This is a genomic window from Stappia sp. (assembly GCF_048261845.1).
Lineage (GTDB): Bacteria > Pseudomonadota > Alphaproteobacteria > Rhizobiales > Stappiaceae > Stappia.
The window spans coordinates 13,369-31,263 of record NZ_JBLXFR010000048.1; the positions used below are offsets into that span (position 1 = coordinate 13,369).

18 protein-coding genes are annotated in these 17,895 nt (G+C 66.7%); 5 read left to right on the forward strand and 13 right to left on the reverse strand.

The window, feature by feature from the left end:
- Nucleotides 1–104: 104 nt before the first annotated feature.
- Nucleotides 105–1,733 carry a TadE/TadG family type IV pilus assembly protein gene (locus ACN0T5_RS16560; protein ID WP_417769720.1) on the forward strand — a complete coding sequence of 543 codons (1,629 nt, stop codon included), beginning with the start codon at nt 105–107 and terminating at the stop codon, nt 1,731–1,733.
- An 87-nt stretch (nt 1,734–1,820) separates the two neighbouring features.
- On the opposite strand, the gene ACN0T5_RS16565 is transcribed toward ACN0T5_RS16560, so the two are convergent.
- The 4 genes from ACN0T5_RS16565 to ACN0T5_RS16580 all read right to left on the reverse strand — a co-directional run bounded on the left by ACN0T5_RS16565 (nt 1,821) and on the right by ACN0T5_RS16580 (nt 5,084).
- The gene (locus ACN0T5_RS16565) at nt 1,821–2,129 is read right to left on the reverse strand and encodes an AzlD domain-containing protein (RefSeq protein WP_417769721.1); all 309 of its coding nucleotides are present in this window, start codon (nt 2,127–2,129) and stop codon (nt 1,821–1,823) included.
- The gene (locus ACN0T5_RS16570) at nt 2,119–2,844 is read right to left on the reverse strand and encodes an AzlC family ABC transporter permease (protein ID WP_417769722.1); all 726 of its coding nucleotides are present in this window, start codon (nt 2,842–2,844) and stop codon (nt 2,119–2,121) included. Before ACN0T5_RS16570 ends, ACN0T5_RS16565 begins: the two co-directional genes overlap by 11 nt.
- Nucleotides 2,845–2,895: 51 nt before the next feature.
- Nucleotides 2,896–3,447, reverse strand: a complete 552-nt coding sequence (locus ACN0T5_RS16575) for a hypothetical protein (RefSeq protein ID WP_417769723.1) — start codon at nt 3,445–3,447, stop codon at nt 2,896–2,898.
- Between the two features lie 155 nt (nt 3,448–3,602).
- A complete protein-coding gene (locus ACN0T5_RS16580) occupies nt 3,603–5,084 on the reverse strand; it encodes a sigma-54 dependent transcriptional regulator (RefSeq protein ID WP_417769724.1) in 1,482 nt (493 codons plus the stop codon).
- Nucleotides 5,085–5,291: 207 nt separating this feature from the next.
- Here ACN0T5_RS16580 and ACN0T5_RS16585 point away from each other — a divergent pair, with 207 nt between their 5' ends.
- From ACN0T5_RS16585 to ACN0T5_RS16595, 3 genes are read left to right on the forward strand one after another with little or no spacing between them, the layout of a single operon-like run.
- Nucleotides 5,292–6,323, forward strand: coding sequence for an efflux RND transporter periplasmic adaptor subunit (locus ACN0T5_RS16585; protein ID WP_417769725.1), 1,032 nt, complete (start codon nt 5,292–5,294; stop codon nt 6,321–6,323).
- Nucleotides 6,324–6,326: 3 nt separating this feature from the next.
- Nucleotides 6,327–7,565, forward strand: coding sequence for an ABC transporter permease (locus ACN0T5_RS16590; RefSeq protein ID WP_417769726.1), 1,239 nt, complete (start codon nt 6,327–6,329; stop codon nt 7,563–7,565).
- On the forward strand, nt 7,562–8,275 hold the full coding sequence (locus tag ACN0T5_RS16595; RefSeq protein ID WP_417769727.1) for an ABC transporter ATP-binding protein: 714 nt from the start codon (nt 7,562–7,564) through the stop codon (nt 8,273–8,275). The genes ACN0T5_RS16590 and ACN0T5_RS16595 overlap by 4 nt, the downstream gene beginning before the upstream one ends.
- 22 nt (nt 8,276–8,297) lie before the next feature.
- Here ACN0T5_RS16595 and ACN0T5_RS16600 read toward each other — a convergent pair whose 3' ends face one another.
- From ACN0T5_RS16600 to ACN0T5_RS16610, 3 genes are all read right to left on the reverse strand, one after another.
- Nucleotides 8,298–8,495, reverse strand: coding sequence for a heavy-metal-associated domain-containing protein (locus tag ACN0T5_RS16600; RefSeq protein WP_417769728.1), 198 nt, complete (start codon nt 8,493–8,495; stop codon nt 8,298–8,300).
- A 151-nt stretch (nt 8,496–8,646) separates the two neighbouring features.
- The gene (locus ACN0T5_RS16605) at nt 8,647–8,952 is read right to left on the reverse strand and encodes a YciI family protein (RefSeq protein WP_417769729.1); all 306 of its coding nucleotides are present in this window, start codon (nt 8,950–8,952) and stop codon (nt 8,647–8,649) included.
- A 38-nt stretch (nt 8,953–8,990) separates the two neighbouring features.
- A complete protein-coding gene (locus ACN0T5_RS16610) occupies nt 8,991–9,383 on the reverse strand; it encodes a VOC family protein (protein WP_417769730.1) in 393 nt (130 codons plus the stop codon).
- A 369-nt stretch (nt 9,384–9,752) separates the two neighbouring features.
- Here ACN0T5_RS16610 and ACN0T5_RS16615 point away from each other — a divergent pair, with 369 nt between their 5' ends.
- Nucleotides 9,753–11,258 (forward strand): EAL domain-containing protein, encoded by a 1,506-nt coding sequence (locus ACN0T5_RS16615; protein ID WP_417769731.1) that lies wholly within the window; start codon nt 9,753–9,755, stop codon nt 11,256–11,258.
- A 148-nt stretch (nt 11,259–11,406) separates the two neighbouring features.
- Here the strand turns inward: ACN0T5_RS16615 and ACN0T5_RS16620 are convergent, their stop codons facing one another.
- The 6 genes from ACN0T5_RS16620 to ACN0T5_RS16645 form a co-directional block, all read right to left on the reverse strand.
- The gene (locus ACN0T5_RS16620) at nt 11,407–12,735 is read right to left on the reverse strand and encodes a M16 family metallopeptidase (RefSeq protein ID WP_417769732.1); all 1,329 of its coding nucleotides are present in this window, start codon (nt 12,733–12,735) and stop codon (nt 11,407–11,409) included.
- Nucleotides 12,736–12,818: 83 nt separating this feature from the next.
- The gene (locus ACN0T5_RS16625; protein ID WP_417769736.1) at nt 12,819–14,312 is read right to left on the reverse strand and encodes a M16 family metallopeptidase; all 1,494 of its coding nucleotides are present in this window, start codon (nt 14,310–14,312) and stop codon (nt 12,819–12,821) included.
- A 205-nt stretch (nt 14,313–14,517) separates the two neighbouring features.
- Nucleotides 14,518–15,237 (reverse strand): hypothetical protein, encoded by a 720-nt coding sequence (locus ACN0T5_RS16630; RefSeq protein ID WP_417769733.1) that lies wholly within the window; start codon nt 15,235–15,237, stop codon nt 14,518–14,520.
- A gap of 119 nt (nt 15,238–15,356) precedes the next feature.
- Entirely contained in the window at nt 15,357–15,872 is a 516-nt protein-coding gene (gene lspA / locus ACN0T5_RS16635) for a signal peptidase II (RefSeq protein ID WP_417769734.1), read from the reverse strand.
- 55 nt (nt 15,873–15,927) lie between these two features.
- The gene (locus ACN0T5_RS16640) at nt 15,928–16,878 is read right to left on the reverse strand and encodes a DMT family transporter (protein WP_417769735.1); all 951 of its coding nucleotides are present in this window, start codon (nt 16,876–16,878) and stop codon (nt 15,928–15,930) included.
- Complete coding sequence (locus ACN0T5_RS16645) at nt 16,875–17,873, reverse strand: bifunctional riboflavin kinase/FAD synthetase (RefSeq protein ID WP_417769737.1); 999 nt, start codon at nt 17,871–17,873, stop codon at nt 16,875–16,877. The genes ACN0T5_RS16640 and ACN0T5_RS16645 overlap by 4 nt, the downstream gene beginning before the upstream one ends.
- Between the last annotated feature and the right edge of the window lie 22 nt (nt 17,874–17,895).

Here is a 17,895-nt window from a genome sequence, read left to right on the forward strand (position 1 = left end):
CCCGGCCAGGTGCGCCGCCGGGGCTTGGAAGAACCGCGGATTTTCGGTTTCGTTAACGAGTTTCGCAAACGGTTTGGAAACGGGCTGCGGCGTATGGTTCCGGCATGATGAAGAAGCCGCGCCTCCTCTCCCGTTTTGCCGCCGACCGTCGCGGCAGCATCGTCGTGCCCCTGGCAATCTGCACCGGGGTCTGCCTGCTCGTCGTCGGCGCCGGCATCGACTACACCCGGGCCTACAACGTCAAGGTGGACCTGCAGGCGGCGGTCGACGCGACCGCACTTGCCGCCAACTATGACAGCGACGGCATGTCGGAGAGCAAGATCAAGGCGAACGCCGAGGAGTATTTCCGCGCCATCTACAAGGGCGGCGACCCCGACAAGGTCGATCTGGATGTGTCCGTGGACAAGGGTACGGTCACGGTGAAGGCCGGCTCGACGGTGCACACGATGCTCGGCAGCGTCATGAACAAGAGCACGATCGATGTCAGCGTCATGTCCCAGACGGTCGTCGGCAAGGCGACCTTCGACATCGTCATGGTGCTCGACAATTCCGGCTCCATGTCCGGCAGCAAGATGAGCACGCTGAAGAAGGCGACCGAGGACCTGACGGAGACACTTTTCAAGATCAACGAGGACAGCGGCGTCAAGGACCGTATCAAGATCGGCATCGTTCCCTTCACGTCCTTCGTCAATGTGGGCGCCGACAAGGCAGATGCCTCCTGGATGGACCGGGAGGGCCGGTCACCGATCCACTGGAAAAATTTCGAAACGCGCAACGACGGAACGCCGGACCCGGCCGCCTTCGAGAGCAAACATCTCGTCAATGGCCGGCCGAGCCGCTTCACCCTGTTCAAGCAGATGAAGCACACCGGATGGCTGGGCTGTGTCGAGTCGCGGCCGATGCCCTACGATGTCGACGACACGCCGCCCTCGATCAGCAATCCCGCCACCCTCTTCGTGCCGGAATTCGCACCCGACGAGCCGTCCAACTCCAACAAGAAGTGGGGTGACAGTTACTACAATAATTACCTGGACGACGACCGCGGCGCTTGCAAGAAAACGGCCAAGAAAGCCTACAAATCATCCGGCATGGATCGCTGGGAATATGCCCAAAAGCGACTGTGCAAGTACAAGGATCAGCCGAAGGCGTTCGGCAATACCTGGAACAATGGCCCCAACTACTGGTGCAAGACGCAGCCGATCACCGACCTGACCGAGAACAAGTCGACGGTGCTGCGCGCCATCAGGGACATGAAGGCCGACGGCCACACCAACATTCACCAGGGCGCGATCTGGGGATGGCGCGTGCTGTCGCCGTCAGAACCCTTCACCAATGGCCGCGAGGCGAAGGGGCCGGACGAGGAGCACGTCCGTATCATGATCATCATGACGGACGGCGCCAACACCTACCAGAGCCAGAGTTCCTTCAACAAGACGCGCATCAACGCCTATGGCTACGGGACCGAGGAGCGTCTCGGCAACGGCGTCGACAGTTCCTGGGAAATCGAGAACAAGATGGATGATCGTCTGGCCCAGACCTGCGTCAACGCCAAGAAGAGCGGGATTCAGGTCTATACGGTCGCGTTCCAGATCTCGAGCCTCAACACGATCCGCATGATGCTGAACTGCGCGACGACGCCGACGATGGCCTTCGACGCCAAGTCGAACACGGCGCTGCTCGAAGCCTTCAAGCGGATCTCGGAGGAAATCACCAAGCTTCGCCTGCAGATGTAAGGCGGGCACGGGTCTGTAGCGTTCCGGTCCGTTCCGCGAGGCAGGGCCTCTGTGCCTGCGGGCTCGGGAGTACGCCCGGTTCGCGCCCTAGCCTGTCAGCGCGTAGGACCAGGCGGCCGCGACGACCATGCCGGCGGTGATCGCCCAGACGGCGCTTTTCCACCGCAGCATGACCAGCGAGGCGAGCGCCACCGCGACGGCCTCCCGGAAACCGCCCCTGGCGACCAGCGAGGCGACCAGTGCCGCGATGACCGAGACCGACAGGTTGTCGAGAAAGTGCTCGACCTTCGGCGACATTCTCACCCGGCTCATCAGGAAAGTCCCGGCAAGACGGCTGCCAAGCGTGATGGCGCCCACCAGCAGGATCGCCGCCCAGGCCGCAAGTTCACCCGGCATGCCGAATGCTCCCCGTGACCCCGCCGGCCAGCGCGCCGAGAATGACGTTCCAGCCGGTCGGCACCTGATCGAGCAGGACGACCGCCACCACCGAGGCGACCAGGACGGGAAGGATCTTCGCCCTGCGCTCGATCTGGCCGGCCACCATGGCGGCCAGAAAACACGTCATCACCACATCAAGGCCGAAAGTGGCGGGCTCGCCGATCAGGCGCCCGGCCAAGGCGCCGATCGCGGTCCCGGCGATCCAGTTCACCCACAGGATCAACCCGCCGCCGAGCAGCACGCCGAGGTCGCGCTCGCCTCCGCGCAGCGCTATCTGGCCATTGGCGAAATTGGGATCACTGAGCAGCGACAGAAGCAGCACCCTCTGGCGGACGGGCACGGTGTTGAGCCAGGGCGAGAGCGCCGCGCCCATGACGACATGCCGCGCGTTCACCGCCAGCACGACCAGCGCCAGCGATCCGAAGGCGATCGGATCCTGCCAGAATTCCAGCGTGGGAAACTGGGCGGCGCCGGAAAAGACCAGGGCGCTCATGCCGAGCGCCTGGGTCACCGAAAGACCGCGCTCGGCCGCAGCCACGCCGAAGGCGATGCCGAAGGGAATGACGAAGATTGCCACCGGCAACAATGTGCGCACGCCGCGCCAGGTGCCGGCCTGGGTGAGAACCAGTCCGCCCCGGGGGGGCTCCGGAGGAGGGGAAGGGATCTGTGTCATCGTCGGCCTGTTCGTCCTGTGCACTCCTGACGGGCGCAGGGCGCGGCCGGGTCAGTTGGCGGCGCGCACCGTGAAGGGCAGGGTCACGTCCGCGGTCTTCCCGCTCGCCGTGTCGGTGAGCGTCGTCACCAGGGCATACTCCCCGGCGCGCAGTCCCTCGAAGGCGAAGCGCAGCGTGGCATGAAATTCGCGCAGTTTCTCGCGGCTGTCGGCGGCGAGTTCGGCAAACCCGGTCTGGGCGGCAAGCACCTGTCCCGAGGTGTTGAGAAGCTCGAAATCGGCGACCAGCCGCACACCGTAGCCCGTCTCCGTCTCGACATAGCCGAAGCCGACCGGCTGGGTATAGACGGTCAGCGCCTCGCCCTCGGTGAAGATGGCCTCGCCGCGCGGTGTGTACCGGCCGAAACCGGTGACCTCGCCGTCGACGAAGGTGGCGGTGGCCAGCGACAGCGGCGCCTGCTCCCAGGCGGCATCGAGACCGGCATAAGCTGCGGCGAGCGCTTCGGACAGGGCGGTGGCGGGCTGCTGCGCGGAGGCTGTTCCCGGCGATCCCGCCAGGGCGAGAGCGGCGAGGAGCGCGCAGGCGCCGGCAAGGCGTGCCACATGCCGTCCCGCGCGAGCTCGCGTTTGCGTTCCGAAACGCCCGCTGCCGCGATCGCTCAATTCACCCCTGATCATGTCTGCCCCGCCCTGGTAAAGCCCCGCAAATGCGCATTTTGCGGCGCACCGTATAGAACGGCCCGGGGAAAACAACAAGATTATCCGGCAAAACCGGTGAACGGCGCGAAGCCTTCGCCCTCGGGACGTCCGCTCCACGACTGGCGCTTGCGGTAGATTGTCGAGGGGCTGATTTCCAGCGCTGCCGCCGCCTTGGCGATATTGCCGTCGAAGGCATCGAGTGCGTCCTCGATGATGCGTTTTTCCTGGGCCCAGAGCGGTTCGATCTGGCCGCCGCGCCGGCGGTGCTGCATGGCTGCCGTGTGGCGGGCGGCATCCTGGCGATGCGACAGGCCTTCCCCGGAGAGGAAGGCGGGCAGCATCGCCGCCGTCAGCGCGTCGCCGTCATTGAGCACAACCGCCTGGCGGATCGCGTTCTCGAGCTGGCGGACATTGCCCGGCCAGTCATAGGTGAGCAGTTTCTCGCCCGCGCAAGGCGCGATGCCGGTGAAGGCGCGACCTTCCTCGCCGGCATGACGGGCAAGGAAACTGCCGGCCAGCGGCAGGATGTCCTCGCGCCTGTCGCGCAGCGCCGGAAGGCGGATCGGCAGCACGTGCAGGCGGTAGAAGAGGTCCTCGCGGAACCGCCCGGCTGCGATTTCCGCGTGCGGATCCCGGTTGGTCGCGCAAAGGATGCGCACATCGACGGGACGCGGCCGGGTGTCGCCGATGCGCTGGACGGTGCCGGTCTGCACGAAGCGCAGGAGCTTGGATTGCAGCGCCATGTCCATTTCCCCGATCTCGTCGAGGAAGAGCGTGCCCTTGTCGGCAAGTTCGGCAGCGCCCGGACGGCTTTCCGAAGCGCCGGTGAAGGCGCCGCGTACATGGCCGAAGATCTCGCTTTCCATCAGTTCGCCGGGAATGGCGGCGCAGTTGATGGCGATGAAGGGCGCCTCGCGGCGCGGCGACCTGGCGTGAATGGCGGCGGCGGCGAGTTCCTTGCCGCTGCCGGATTCGCCGGTGACGAAGACCGGCGCGGAGGACGGCGCGATGCGGCGGATCTGGTCATAGACCTCGCGCATGCGGGCCGATCCGCCGACGAAGCCCTCGAACCGGTAGGGTTCCTCCGGCGTGCCGCCCGCCTGGCCGCGTCCGGGAATGCGCCGGCCGGCCTCGTCGCGCGGAACGCGGATGTTCTGGATCAGGAAGCGGTCGATACGCTCGGCCACGGCAACCGGGTCGGCCGGAACGGAGATGACGTCATGCGCGCCGGCCTCCATCGCGGCGAGGCTGCGGGTCAGCGACCCGCCCGAGCTCACCGCCATCAGCATGGCCTGCGGCTGGGCTGCGGCAAGCCGCGAAAGGTGCCCGTCCTGCCCGAGCGTCTCCAGGTCGACGATCATCACGTCGGGACGGACCTGGGTGTTCGCGGCGTAGAACGGTTCGAAACTGTGATAGGCGACCGGTGCCGCGCAGGCATGGTCCATCGCATCAACGATCGAACCGGCGAGCGTGCGCGTGACCCCCTCGCCATCGAGTATGGCCAGTCGGATTTGCCCCGTAGCGCCATGCATGGATTCCATGCTTTGGCGACCCCCTTCTTTGCAGCCGAACGAACGGCATCGATTTGATTTGCCGTCAGATTCTTGATCGCACATGGTAAACAAAGTGTTTCCACCCCGCATTGTCCCCCGGCCACTTGTGCGAATTGCGAAGTTCTGCGGATAGGTTGCCCATGAAACGGGTGCTAGGGTCAGGCCGGGCGAACAGGGACGAAACGCGGACAAGCCATGAAACGCATCCGGTTCTTTCTGGCGGTCGCGGCCCTGACGGCCGTGGCGGTGGGAGGCTATCTCTTCTGGTCGTCACGCCCGGTCCCGGTCACGGTCGTGCAGCCGCACATGGGAAGTGCCGCGGATGTGGTTTATGCCACCGGCGTGGTCGAACCGGTGCGCTGGGCCAAGGTGACGAGTGTCCTGCGCGAGCGCATCGTCGAGCTTTGCAGTTGTGAGGGCGAGCCGGTCGAGGCGGGCGAGGTCATCGGACGGCTCGATTCCTCCGCTGCCCGCGCCACGCTCGCCGAACTGGAGGCCCGTGCGCAGCTCTCCGAACAGGAGCTTGAGCGTGCCGCCGGCCTGTTCGAGCGACGTGTGACCTCGCGCAGCGTCTTCGACAAGGCGGAGAACGACCATTCCCGCAACATCGCGCTGGTAGCCGCGCAGCGGGCGCGGCTCGGCGACTACGAGTTGCGCGCGCCGATGGACGGCCAGGTGCTGCGCCGCGACGGCGAGGTCGGCGAGGTGGCCGAACCCGGCTCCGTGCTGTTCTGGGTAGGGCAGGCACGGCCGTTGCAGATCGTCGCCGATGTCAACGAGGAGGACATTCCGCTGGTGCGCGCCGGACAGGCGACCGTGGTGCGCGCCGACGCCTTTCCGCAGGCGAGCTTCAATGCCAGGGTCGACCGGATCACGCCAAAGGGCGACCCGGTCCTGAAGACCTACCGGGTCTATCTCGTCTTCCCGCAGGAGACGCCGCTGATGATCGGCATGACCAGCGACGTCAACATCATCGTTCGCGAGGTGCCTGAGACCATGCTGGTGCCGCTGGCCGCGTTCGACGGCGACAAGGTGCTGGTTCTGGGAACGGACGGCATGCTGGAAGAGCGGATGCTGGAGGTCGGTATTCGCGGCGTCGACGAGGTCGAGGTACTTTCGGGCCTGACGCTTGACGCGCGCGTCGTGTCTCCCTGGGCGGAAGGACTTGCAGCCGGGATGCGCGCCCGCCCGGCCTCCGTCGAGGATGCCGGCGGGACCGGCGGCTGAACCATGCCCCTGGTCCTGTCCATCGCGCTTACCCATATCGGCGGCCGGCTGCGGCAAAGCGTCATCTCGGTGCTCGGGGTGATGCTCGGCGTCGGCTTCTCCATCGCCATGGCGTCCCTGATGCAGGGCTCGCAGGATGATTTCATCGCCACGCTGGTCGACGCGATTCCGCATGTGGAAGTGAGCGACGACCGCCGGGAGGCGGGTCCGCCGCCGGGGGGGAGGCGCTACGCCGCCGTCAACGTCATCGGCGCCCGGCCCGACGACGACACGCGCGGCCTGCGCAACCCGGTGCGGCTCGAGGCAATGCTGGAAAGCTGGCTGCCGGGCCGCATGGCTGCGTCCCTTTCGGGACAGGCAGTGCTGCGCTATGGCGGGCGCGACGTGGCGTTGTCGCTGACCGGTATCGATCCCGAAACCTATCTGCGCGTCTCCACGATCGGCGAGGACATGCGCGAAGGCTCGTTCAGGGAGCTTTCCGCCAATCTCAACGGCATCGTCGTCGGCGACGGGGTCACCGAAAAACTCGGTGCCAAGCCGGGCGACACGATCGCGGTCTCGACCTCGGCGGGAGCGGTCCGGCGGCTGAAGATCGTCGGCACCTTCCACACCGGCGTGACCCAGGCCGATGAAGCCACCGGCTACACGGTGCTGAAGACGGCGCAAGTGCTCTTTGCGCGACCCAATGTGATCAACCGCCTGGCCATCCGCCTCGACGACGTCAACGCGGCGCGTGCCGTCGCCGCCCGCGTCGAGCGCATGACCGGCTACCGCGCGACCTCCTGGCAGGAGGCCAACGAGAGCCTGATGGAGGTTCTCATGGTGCGCAACATCATCATGTACACGGTGGTCGGCGCGATCCTCCTGGTCGCCGGCTTCGGCATCTTCACCATCGTCTCAACCATCGTCCACGAGAAGGCGCGCGACATCGCCATTCTCAAGTCGCTCGGCTTCGAGCAAGGCGATATCCGGCGAATATTCCTGACGGAAGGACTGGCGATCGGGGCGTTGGGTTCCGTCCTCGGTTCCGCCCTTGGCTACGGGCTTTGCGTCGGCCTCGGATCGCTGACCTTCGAGGTCAAGACCAATGTGGAAATGACCTCGCTGCCGCTTGCCTACAGCCCGCTGCACTATGCGATCGCCTGCGGCTTCGCGCTGTTCTCCTCCGGCATCGCCGGCTATGTGCCGGCGCGCAAGGCCGCCTCCCTCAATCCTGTCGAGATCATCCGGGGGGCCTCGTGAGCACGCCGCCGGCAACCGCTCCCGAGAATGCCCGGGTGCCGCTCATCGAGGCGCGCGGGCTGACCCGCGTGCTGCCCGGCACCGTGCCGGTGACGCTGGTGCGCGACATCGATCTTGCGATCCATTCGGGCGAGTTCGTCGCCATCACCGGGCCGTCGGGCTCGGGCAAGTCGTCGCTGCTTTATCTTCTCGGCCTGCTCGACGTGCCCAGCGAAGGCGAGGTGCTCGTCGAGGGCGAGGCGACGCACCGCCTGTCGGAGGCGCGCCGCGCACGCATGCGCCTCGCCTCGCTCGGCTTCGTCTTCCAGTTCCACTTTCTCTTGCCGGAATTCACGGTGGCCGAGAACGTGATGATCCCGATGCGCAAGCTCGCCCGGTTGTCGCGGGGCGAGATGCGCGCGCGCGCCGAAAGCCTGCTTGGAGAGCTTGGCCTTGCCGGCCACACCGACAAGCTGCCCGATCAGCTGTCCGGTGGCCAGCGCCAGCGTGTCGCGGTGGCCCGAGCGCTTGCCAACGCGCCGCCGGCGATCCTCGCCGACGAACCCACCGGCAGTCTCGACAGCAAGTCGTCGGAACAGGTGTTCGATATCCTGCGCGCCTTGGTCGACGATCACGGCAAGACGGTGATCGCCGTCACCCACGATCTCGACATGGCGGCACGCATGGACCGGCGCCTGCATCTCGTCGACGGGATGCTCGCCGATCCGTGAGCGCGGAAGAGGGAAGGGCTGCTCAGCCGGCGACGACGTCGTAGCCGGCCGCCTCGATCGCCTCGACGATGCGGCTCCGAGGCAGGGCCGTCTCGATCCGCGCGATGCCGCTGGTCAGGTCGATCTCGGTACTCGCCGTCTCGTCGGCGGAGGAAACCGCCTTCTTCACCGAGGTGACGCAGCCGCCACAGGTCATGCCTTCGATTCTGATCTCGATCATCGTGTTTCCCGCTTTCTTCTGCCGTCTCGCGAAGACGCTCCACAAGGTGGCGGCGACGGGACGGCTTGCTTGATCGGGCGGAGGATGGAGCTTCCGGCAACAGGAAGGTCAAGCGCAAAACGCGGCGCGGTTCCGCCGGTGGGAAAGACCGTCAATCGCCAAGGCCGGGGGCGGTTCTTGTCGGGCGAAACTCGGTGACCGTGTAGCGGGCGATGCCACGGGCATGGAACGGGTCGGCGCGGATGATCTCCTCCACCTCATCCCGGCTTTCCGACATGGCGACGATGACGCCGCCGGTTCTGGGCACCTTGGCGCCGGAGGCGAGAAAATGGCCCTGCGCATAGTTGCGGTCGAGAAACGCAACGTGGTCCGGGATCAGCGGCTCGACCTGCTCCAGCGGCACGACATACTCGATGTCGACGATGAAAAGGTTCCGGCCCTCGGCAATCAGCGGCATTCACACATCTCCCTTGATGACGCGCCCGGCCCGCTTCGTCAGGCGAACTGTACCAGGTCCCACAGGTTCCCGTAGAGATCGCGGAAGACCGCGACCTTGCCGTAATCGGCCTGCTTCGGCTCGCGAACGAAGGTGATCCCGGCGGCGAGATAGGCGGCATGGTCGCGCTCGAAATCGTCGGTGGCGAGGAACAGGAACACCCGTCCGCCGGACTGGTCGCCGATGTAGTTCTCCTGGTGCGGCGTCGAGGCGCGGGCGAGAAGCAGGGACGTGCTGCCTGCGCCTTTCGGCCTGACGACGACCCAGCGCTTGTCCTGTTCGGGCTGGTAGGTGTCCTCGACGAGCTCGAAACCGAGCTTGCCGACATAGAAGCCGATCGCCTCGTCATAGTCCCTGACGACGATGGCGACATGGGCAAGGGTCTGGGTCATTCCGTGTGCCTCGACCTGGAAGAACGCGATTCCGGTTTGCGCCATGGTTTCAGGAGCGCAGCTTCCCGGCAAGCGATGGCGGTCCGCGGCGCCGATTGCGTGGTGCTTGCCTGCACCGAAATCCCGTTGCCGCTGTCGCCCGACCGGGTGCCGCTGCCCTCCTTTTCGACCACCGAACTGCGTTGCCGGGCGGCGGTGGAACGGACGCTGGCCGGGTCACGCCACCGGCATGACCTGCGGGGCAGGGCATGTTTCTTCCGTCCGGGGCGCTGCTTGGGGCTGGAGACTGGGAAGAATCGTCGTATTCATGCACTATTAAGGGTAGGTTTGATTCGACTTCCCCGGAAGCTCGAGCATGGCCGGACAGGTATGGCACGCGCGACAAGCATCTTCATTTTCCTCTGCATGGGGGTGATCGCCGCCTCTGTCGCCGCGATCATGATCTTCCAGTTCTCCCGTCCCGCGGGCGAGGCGATCTCGCTCGGCCTTGCGCTGTTGTGCACGATGGCGGTGCTGCAGCTCGTCTTCGCCCGCCAGCGCGAGCGTGGCGACATCTCCGAAAAGGTGTCGATGCTGGAGGAGCGGGTGCTCGAGGTCGACGAGGACATCGGCAATCTCGAGGGACGGCTTTCCGGCATGGAGACCAACCTGCCGCGCCGGACTCGCGAGGAGATCGACCCGCTCTTTGCCGAGGTCGAGGTGCTCGGCAGCCTGATCAAGCAGATGGCCGAGGCCATGGCCGGCATGGAAGACCGGATCGACGAGCAGGAGACCCGCCAGCTTTCCCCTCCCCCGCAGGAGCGCTTCGCCCGCTATGAGGAGGCGCCGCGCGCGCTCGGCTATACCGGGCAGACGCGCCCGGCAGGCGGCGCGCAGGGCGCGGGTCTCGACCACGTCACGCCGGAGCGCGTCGGGGGTGGGCATTCGAGGCAGGGCGATACCGGGCACCGGGATGCGGGATATCGCGGCGATGGCCAGCGCGGCGACGGGCATGGGGGCGAAGGACGCAGGGACGACGACTACGGCAGGGATGTGCGTCCCGAGCCGCGCCCAAGCATGCCGCGCGCCCGCGAGGAGCCGCGCCCGGATCCGGAACTGCGCCGCATCATCCAGGACGCCCTGGACAACAACCGCGTCGACCTGTTCATGCAGCCGCTGGTCAGCCTGCCGCAGCGCCAGGTGCGCGACTATGAGACGCTGACCCGCATCCGCGACGCGAATGACAATTACCTTGAGCCGGTCGATTTCATCGGTGAGGCGATCCGCGCCCGGATGATGCCGGCGATCGACAACCTGATGCTGTTTCGCGCGGTTCAGGTGTTGCGCCGCCTGACGAGCCGCAACCGGCGCTCGGGCCTCTTCGTCAACCTGTCGTCGCAGACCCTGGTGGACGAGCGCTTCTTCCCCGGCTTCCTCGACTTCCTGCGCGCCAATGACGGTTTCGCCGGCCAGCTCACCTTCGAGTTCACCCAGGACGACGTCAACGAGATGGGCGCGCTGGAACTGGAGAGCCTCGCCGCGCTCGCCGAGCTTGGCTACCGCTTTTCCATGGACCGGGTCTCCGACCTGAAGATGGACTTCAAGACCCTCTCCGATCGCGGCTTCCGCTATGTGAAGCTGCATGCGAGCCGCCTGATCGGCACCGAGCACATGCCGACAAGCCATATCCATCCGGCGGATCTGGGCGATCTGTTGCGCCGCTTCGCCATGGAGCTGATCGTCGACCATGTCGAGACCGAGGCACAGGTGCTGGAGATCCTCGACTTCGATGCGCGGATAGGCCAGGGCTACCTGTTCTCGCCGCCGCGCCCGGTGCGCCCCGAGGTGCTGCAGGCAAGGCCGCCACAAAAGCCGGTGCGCCGCGCCGCCGAGTAGGCATGCCGGCCTTCCTCGCGGCCGGATGATGATCCCAAGCGAAAAGAAGAAAGGCGGCAGGGCCGAAGCCCGCCGCCTTTTGCGTTCGCGGATCAGGTGCAGTCAGATCGGGTGCTGTACCGGATCCGGTCAGGTGCCCGCTGCGGGGTCAGCTCGCCCCGGATCCCACCGTGACCACGAGCGGGCTTGCATCCTTCAGCAGGCGGTCGGCCACGCGGCGCACGTCCTCGAGGGTGACCGCCTCGATCTGGCTGTTGCGGGTGTCGATATAGTCCATCCCGAGCCCTTCCACCTGGATGCCGAGCAACTGGTCGGCGATCTTGTCGGACGTGTCGAAGCGCAGGGCATAGGAGCCGGTCATGTAGGCCTTGGCCTTGGCCAGCTCCTCCGCGCCCGGTCCCTCGCTCACCATGCGGTCGATCTGCGCCTGGATGATCGCAAGCGTCTCCTCCGCCCGGTCGGAGCGGGTGCCCGTCACCGCCATCCAGAGGCCGGCATGCTCGTAGGGGATCAGGTAGGAGCCGACGGAATAGGCAAGGCCCCGCTTCTCGCGGACTTCCTCGTAGAGCCAGGACGAGAAGGAGCCGCCGCCCAGGATGTGGTTCATGACAAAGGCCGGCATGAAGTCCGGATCGTCGCGCTTCAGGCCCGGCAGGCCGAGACGGATGGAGGTCTGCGGCACATCGAGCGCGATGCTCTTGCGCTCGCCCTCCGGCGACAGCGCCGTTTCCGCGACGGCGACGAGGTCGCCGGCTTCCGGCAATGCGCCGAAGACGCTGTCGAGCAGCGCCGCGAGACGCTCCGGCCCGATGGCCCCGACGACGGATATCTTCAGGTCCTTGCGCGCGAAAATGCGGCCGTGCAGCGAGGCGAGGTCGTCCGGCGAGAGCGCCGCGACGCTTTCCTGCGTGCCGCTGGACGGGCGGCCATAGGGGTGGTCCGGAAACGCCGTCTCGGCCCAGACCCGGCCGGCGATGGCATCCGGATCGGAGGCCTCGCGGCGCAGGCCGGAGACGATCTGCCGCTTCATCCGCTCGACCGCATCCGCGTCGAAGCGCGGTTCGTTGACGGCAAGCCGCAGCATCTCGAAGGCATCGTCGATATTGGGGGTCAGCGTGCGCAGCGAGCCGTAGAAATTGTCGCGGCCCGTGTCGAAGCCGATGCGCACCGAAAGATCCTCCAGACGCGTCTGGAAGGCCTGGGAATCGAGATCCCCGGCGCCTTCGTCGAGCGTTGCCGAGAGGAGGTTGGCAAGCCCTTCCTTGCCGTCCGGGTCCTGCGAGGCGCCGCCGGCAAAGGCAAACTTGACGGCGACGATGGGAACCGTATCGTCCTGCACCAGCCAGGCGGTCAGCCCGCCCGGGGTGGTGACTTCCTGAATGTCCATCGCGGTGGCGGGCAGGGTCGCGGCGAACAGCCCGGCGACGATGAGCCCGGCGGCGGCAAGGCGTCGTCCGGTTGCGGTGAAAGCGGTCATCGGGAAGCTCCCTGAATGGCGGTCATTGCGGCGCGCCGCACGAGCAAGGACCCGTGTTGCGGCATTGGGCCCGATATGTGTCGTCATTGCCTTGCCGCCTCTTCGGCGCCGGCGGGCTCTGCCGGGTCAGCCGCGGCAGAGGCAGGTGCCGCCGCCGGTCGCAGATAGGCGGTCACCGGCGTTGCGGCGAGATGGGTGCGGGCCGCATCCTGCACGTCCTGCGCGGTGACGGCGGCGATCTCCGCCGGCCAGTCGCGCACCTCGGCGATGGTCGATCCGGTGGTCAGTGCCACGCCGAAGATGCGCGCAAGGCTGGTCTGGCTGTCCTGGGCATAGAGCGCGGAGGACAGCAGGCGCTTCTTGGCCCGCTCCAGCTCTTCCGCCGTAATGCCGGTCTCGGCAATGCCCCTCAGCACGCCGAGCGCGGCGGCGCCGGCGTCTTCCAGCGTGGTGCCGTCGGCCGGCACGGCGTAGATCATGAAGCGGGTGTCGTCGAGCGAACTCGACTGGTACCAGCCGCCGGCGGAGGTGGCGATGCCCTTGTCGATGACGAGGTCGCGATACAGCCGGCTGGTGCTGCCGCCGCCGAGGATCTCGGCAAGCAGGTCGAGGCTTGCCGCCTCCCGCGTTTCACCGCTGGTGTAGCTCGGCACGATCCAGGCCTTGCGCAGGCTCGGCTGGTTGACGCGCGGATCGGCGTAGCTGACTTCCATCGAACCCGGGAGCGCCTGCGGCCGGGGGCGGTTGCGCTCGCCCGGTTCGGCCCGGCGCGCGACCTTGCCGTAGGTCTCTTCCGCCAGCCGGCGCACCTCGTCCGCGGTGACGTCGCCGGCAACGATCAGGATGGCATTGTTGGGCGTGTAGAAGCGGTCGTAGAAGGCGATCGCGTCCTCGCGGTCGAGCGCCGAAATCTCGTCCGGCCAGCCGATCCCCGGCGTGCCGTAGGGGTGGTTGACGTAGAGCATCGCATCGAGCGTCTCGCCGAGCATGGAGCTCGGATCGTTCTCCACCCGTTGGCGGCGCTCCTCCAGCACGACGTCGCGCTCGGGCAGGACGACTTCGTCGGAGAGCACGAGGTTCTCCATGCGGTCCGCCTCAAGCGCCATCATCTCCGCGAGATGCTCCTTGGCGACGCGCTGGTAATAGGCGGTGTAGTCGTTGGAGGTGAAGGCGTTCTCCTGTCCGCCGATCTCGGCGACCCGCTTGGAGAAGGCACCGTCCGGGTTGGCCGGCGTACCCTTGAACATCAGGTGCTCGAGGAAATGGGCAATGCCGGACATGCCCTCCGGCTCGTCGGCGGCGCCCACCCTGTACCAGATCATGTGGGTGGCGACGGGCGCGCGGCTGTCCGGGATGACCACCACCTGAAGCCCGTTGTCGAGGCTGAAGGAACTCATCTCGCCGCCGATCTTGATGTCGGCAAAGGCGGCGGCATCGGCCGCCTGCGGGACTTCGGCGCGTGCGACGGCGGGCGCGAGCGCCAGCAGCGCGCAGGCACCGGCAAGCAGTGCGGTTCGCCGAATGCGGCGCGGCAAGGCTCTTGCGGGTTGCGACAAGGGAACGACCTCCGGGATCATGGCGATGCTGCGATGCATCGAGATATAGGCGGTGACGGTGCAAAAGCCCGTGAACTTTTCGTAAGGTTGCAGGATCTGGCCGAACCGGCCGGTCCGTTGATCGTCAGGCACCCGTGGCCGACAGGGCTCCGGCTGCCGCAAACGAAAACGCCGGGGCATCGCTGCCCCGGCGCCTGTCGGCCTTGCGCTCGAACGACAATGGGGCTCAGCGCAGCGTGCGCGCAGAGCGGCCGTCCATGGTCTGCTCGATGTCGGACTTGATCGGCGGTTGTTGGGCGGTCCGGGTCGGCTCGGCCATCGGCGCGTCGGGGGACGGCTTGGAATACTCCGTCGGCGGCTCGATCAGATAGCGCCGGACGGGCTCGCCATTGGCGTCGAAAATGCCGGTCTGCTCCTTGGCCACGCCGACGCGCTGGTTGAGCTCGCTCGGCTTCATCCGGGCGTCTTCAAGCTTCTGTTCCTGACGGATCTCCGCCTGGATGTCGCGGTCGGAACCACCGGAGGCAAGCTCCTTGATGCCGCGCGACTGGTGGATGTTGCTGCGGCCCTGCTTGTCGATATCGCGCTTGTCCCGGTAGATATCCTGGATCTGCTTGAGCTGGGCGTCGTTCTTCTCGGGCCAGTTGGCGACGACCTTCTCTTCCTCCGGCTGGGGGAGGGCGTCCATCGATGCGGGCATGGCAAGCGGTGCGCGAGGCTTGTAGTCGATCTTCGCTTCCGACTTGGCGTCAACCGCGCCGAGCCCTTCCATCAGGGAACGGACCATCGCCACATCCGGTGCCTCGTCCGTGGACGAGCCGTCATTGAAGCCGTCGGCGCCGTGCTGGCATCCGGCAAGCGCGAGCGTGCCCGCAACGAAAAGGGCAAGCCGGCCGCGACGGGCGATCGGGCTTGAAGGGCTTTCGGTCTGGCTACGACGCGACACGGCGGCGATCCTTCAACGGTTCTGGCGCGACAACTCCCGCGTGGCCTTGCTCGCTGCAACGACCTTTGCCGTGGATGCAAGCGGGACACTTCGGTCGAAGCGCGCGGAAAATCTCACGCCTACTCAGACGGACTCTTTGCGGCATCATTGGGGCCGCCAAGAAAACTGTCATACAGCAGAGCGGCCACACCGGCAACGATCCACACGTCCGCAAGGTTGAAGACGTACCACGAGAAGCTGCCGACATGAAAATGGAAGAAATCCGCGACCGCGCCGTGAACGATCCTGTCGATGCCGTTGCCGAGCGCGCCGGCGATGACCAGCGCGAAGCCGGCAACCTGCAGCCTTCTGGTCGCATGACTGCCCCAGACCCAGAACAGCATCGCGACGACAAGCGTCACGCCGACCAGAAGCCAGCGGCCGAGATCGGCCTCCTGCTGGAACAGGCCATAGGAAATGCCGTAGTTCCACACCATGACGAGATCGAGGAACGGTGTCAGCGCGACCCGTCCGCGCGCCGCGATATCGAAGCCGTAGAGCATCCAGATCTTGAACGCCTGATCGGCAAGCATGCCGAAAACGGCGATGCCCAGAACGGGAAGGCTGGTGGGTCCCCAGGGACGGAAGCTGGACATCTGGTTTCCTCAAGACGGCGGACAGGGGCGGGCGCCCGGCTCCCCGCCGGTGCGGTCAGTCGGGCGGGCCGGTGCGGTTGATGCGCGCGGCCAGTTCCTCGCGGCTCTGCCGGTTCTCGCGATGGGCAATGTAGATGCCGCTGGCGACGATCAGGGCAATGCCGATCCAGGTCGGCCCGTCGGGGAAGTCGCCGAAGACGAGGTAGCCGAACAGGGTCGCGCTGACGATCTCCAGATAGTTGAACGGGGCCAGCACGGACGCCGGCGCGGCGGCAAAGGCCTTGACGATCAGCCCGTGGGCGAAGAAGGAGAGCGCCCCGACGATGGCCAGCAGTCCCCAGCCGGGCAGATCCGGCATCACGGCCAGCCCGGGCTCGTAGCCGGCGATATTGGCGATGACGAACAGCGTGCCGAGCAGCATGACGCCGCCGACCCCCGCCGTGAACTGGATACACAACATGCCGCCCTGTCCGGACAGCTTGCGGGTGATCACGAGATACAGCGCGAACAACAAGGCCGCGGCCAGCGGCAGCAAGGCTGTCAGCCCGAAATTGGCGAAGCCGGGACGGATGATGATCATCGCGCCGACCAGGCCGACGGCGACAGCGGCCCAGCGGCGGGGGCCGACCGGCTCCTTGAGCAGCACCGCCGACAGGATCGTCAGGATCATCGGCTCGACGAAGAAGATGGCGATGGCATCGGCGACCGGCATCGTCGCAAGGGCGGTGAAGAAACACACGCTCGCCCCCGACAGGAAGAAACCGCGCAGCAGATGCGGCCACAGTTGCGGCGCGCGCAGGACGGCAAGGCCCGGTCCGATCGCTGCGGTGAGCAACGCGAAAACCATCTGGAAAGCGAAGCGGCCGAGAGTGATCTGCAGCGGCGGCTGGGTTGCGGTCAGGTATTTGGCGGTGACGTCCATCAAGGGCACGAGCAGCATCGCCGCCGACATCAGGGCGATGCCCCGCATCACCGATGCGGCCGGTGCGGGGATCTGTGCCGTCATGCCCCGGTATCCCCGTCACCGTCTCCGCCGCCGCTGGCCGCGCCGTTGACGGCAAGGTCGACGGATCCCAGCGGCACAAGGCTGGCGAGCGCGGCGCGCGCCTCGGCGCTGTCTCGGTCCATCTGCTCGATCAACGCGGCGATGCTGTCGAAATGCGCTTCCAGGCGCAGGTAGGCGGCGAGCATCACCCGCACCCGCTTGCCGTAGAGATCGCCGGAAAAGTCGAACAGATGCACCTCGAAGAGCGGTGCGCCGTTGTCGAAGGTGGGCCGCCTGCCGAAACTGGCCACGCCGTCGACCCATCGGCCGTCGACCTTCGCGCGCACCGCATAGATGCCGTGGGCAAGGCCGGTCTCGGGCGGCAGCGCCAGATTGGCGGTCGGGTAGCCGAGGTCGCGGCCGCGCTTGTCGCCATGGCGGACCTCCGCCTCCACCGACCAGCGGTAGCCGAGCAGCGCATTGGCGAGCACGATGTCGCCTTCGGCAAGGGCCGCACGAATGCGGGTGGAGGAGACGGCTGCGCCGGCCTCGTCGTTCTCCGGCGAGACGATGGTGACGCCGAAGCCGTCCGTTCGTCCGGCCTCCTCGAGGAACTCCGGCGTGCCGCGACGGGCCCGGCCGAAATGGAAATCGTAACCGGTGACCGCGTGGCGGATCTTCAGCCGGCCGCGCAGGATGTCATGCACGAAGGCCTCGGCCTCGATGCCGGCGAATTCACGCGTAAAGGGCAGGCTGACCACGCCGTTGAGCCCGGTGGCGGCCAGCACGCGGGCCTTCATCTCCGCCGGTGTCAGCCGGAACACGGGCCGATCGGGGTTGAAGACGCTGCGCGGATGCGGCTCGAAGGTCAGCGCATAGGCCGGCGCGCCGGCCTCGCGCGCGATCGAAAGGGCGATGTCGAGCACGGCCCGGTGGCCCCGATGCACGCCGTCGAAATTTCCGATGGCGACCACACCCCCTTCCAGCGTTGCCGGAAAGGCGTCGAGATCGGCAATCGAGACAAAGGGAAGGGGAGCG

Coding starts and splice junctions, on each gene's coding strand:
- ACN0T5_RS16560 (WP_417769720.1), top strand. CDS start 105: ATGATGAAGAAGCCGCGCCTCCTCTCCCGTTTTGCCGCCGACCGTCGC.
- ACN0T5_RS16565 (WP_417769721.1), bottom strand. CDS start 2,129: ATGCCGGGTGAACTTGCGGCCTGGGCGGCGATCCTGCTGGTGGGCGCC.
- ACN0T5_RS16570 (WP_417769722.1), bottom strand. CDS start 2,844: ATGACACAGATCCCTTCCCCTCCTCCGGAGCCCCCCCGGGGCGGACTG.
- ACN0T5_RS16580 (WP_417769724.1), bottom strand. CDS start 5,084: ATGGAATCCATGCATGGCGCTACGGGGCAAATCCGACTGGCCATACTC.
- ACN0T5_RS16585 (WP_417769725.1), top strand. CDS start 5,292: ATGAAACGCATCCGGTTCTTTCTGGCGGTCGCGGCCCTGACGGCCGTG.
- ACN0T5_RS16590 (WP_417769726.1), top strand. CDS start 6,327: ATGCCCCTGGTCCTGTCCATCGCGCTTACCCATATCGGCGGCCGGCTG.
- ACN0T5_RS16600 (WP_417769728.1), bottom strand. CDS start 8,495: ATGATCGAGATCAGAATCGAAGGCATGACCTGTGGCGGCTGCGTCACC.
- ACN0T5_RS16605 (WP_417769729.1), bottom strand. CDS start 8,952: ATGCCGCTGATTGCCGAGGGCCGGAACCTTTTCATCGTCGACATCGAG.
- ACN0T5_RS16610 (WP_417769730.1), bottom strand. CDS start 9,383: ATGACCCAGACCCTTGCCCATGTCGCCATCGTCGTCAGGGACTATGAC.
- ACN0T5_RS16615 (WP_417769731.1), top strand. CDS start 9,753: ATGGCACGCGCGACAAGCATCTTCATTTTCCTCTGCATGGGGGTGATC.
- ACN0T5_RS16620 (WP_417769732.1), bottom strand. CDS start 12,735: ATGACCGCTTTCACCGCAACCGGACGACGCCTTGCCGCCGCCGGGCTC.
- ACN0T5_RS16625 (WP_417769736.1), bottom strand. CDS start 14,312: ATGATCCCGGAGGTCGTTCCCTTGTCGCAACCCGCAAGAGCCTTGCCG.
- lspA (WP_417769734.1), bottom strand. CDS start 15,872: ATGTCCAGCTTCCGTCCCTGGGGACCCACCAGCCTTCCCGTTCTGGGC.
- ACN0T5_RS16640 (WP_417769735.1), bottom strand. CDS start 16,878: ATGACGGCACAGATCCCCGCACCGGCCGCATCGGTGATGCGGGGCATC.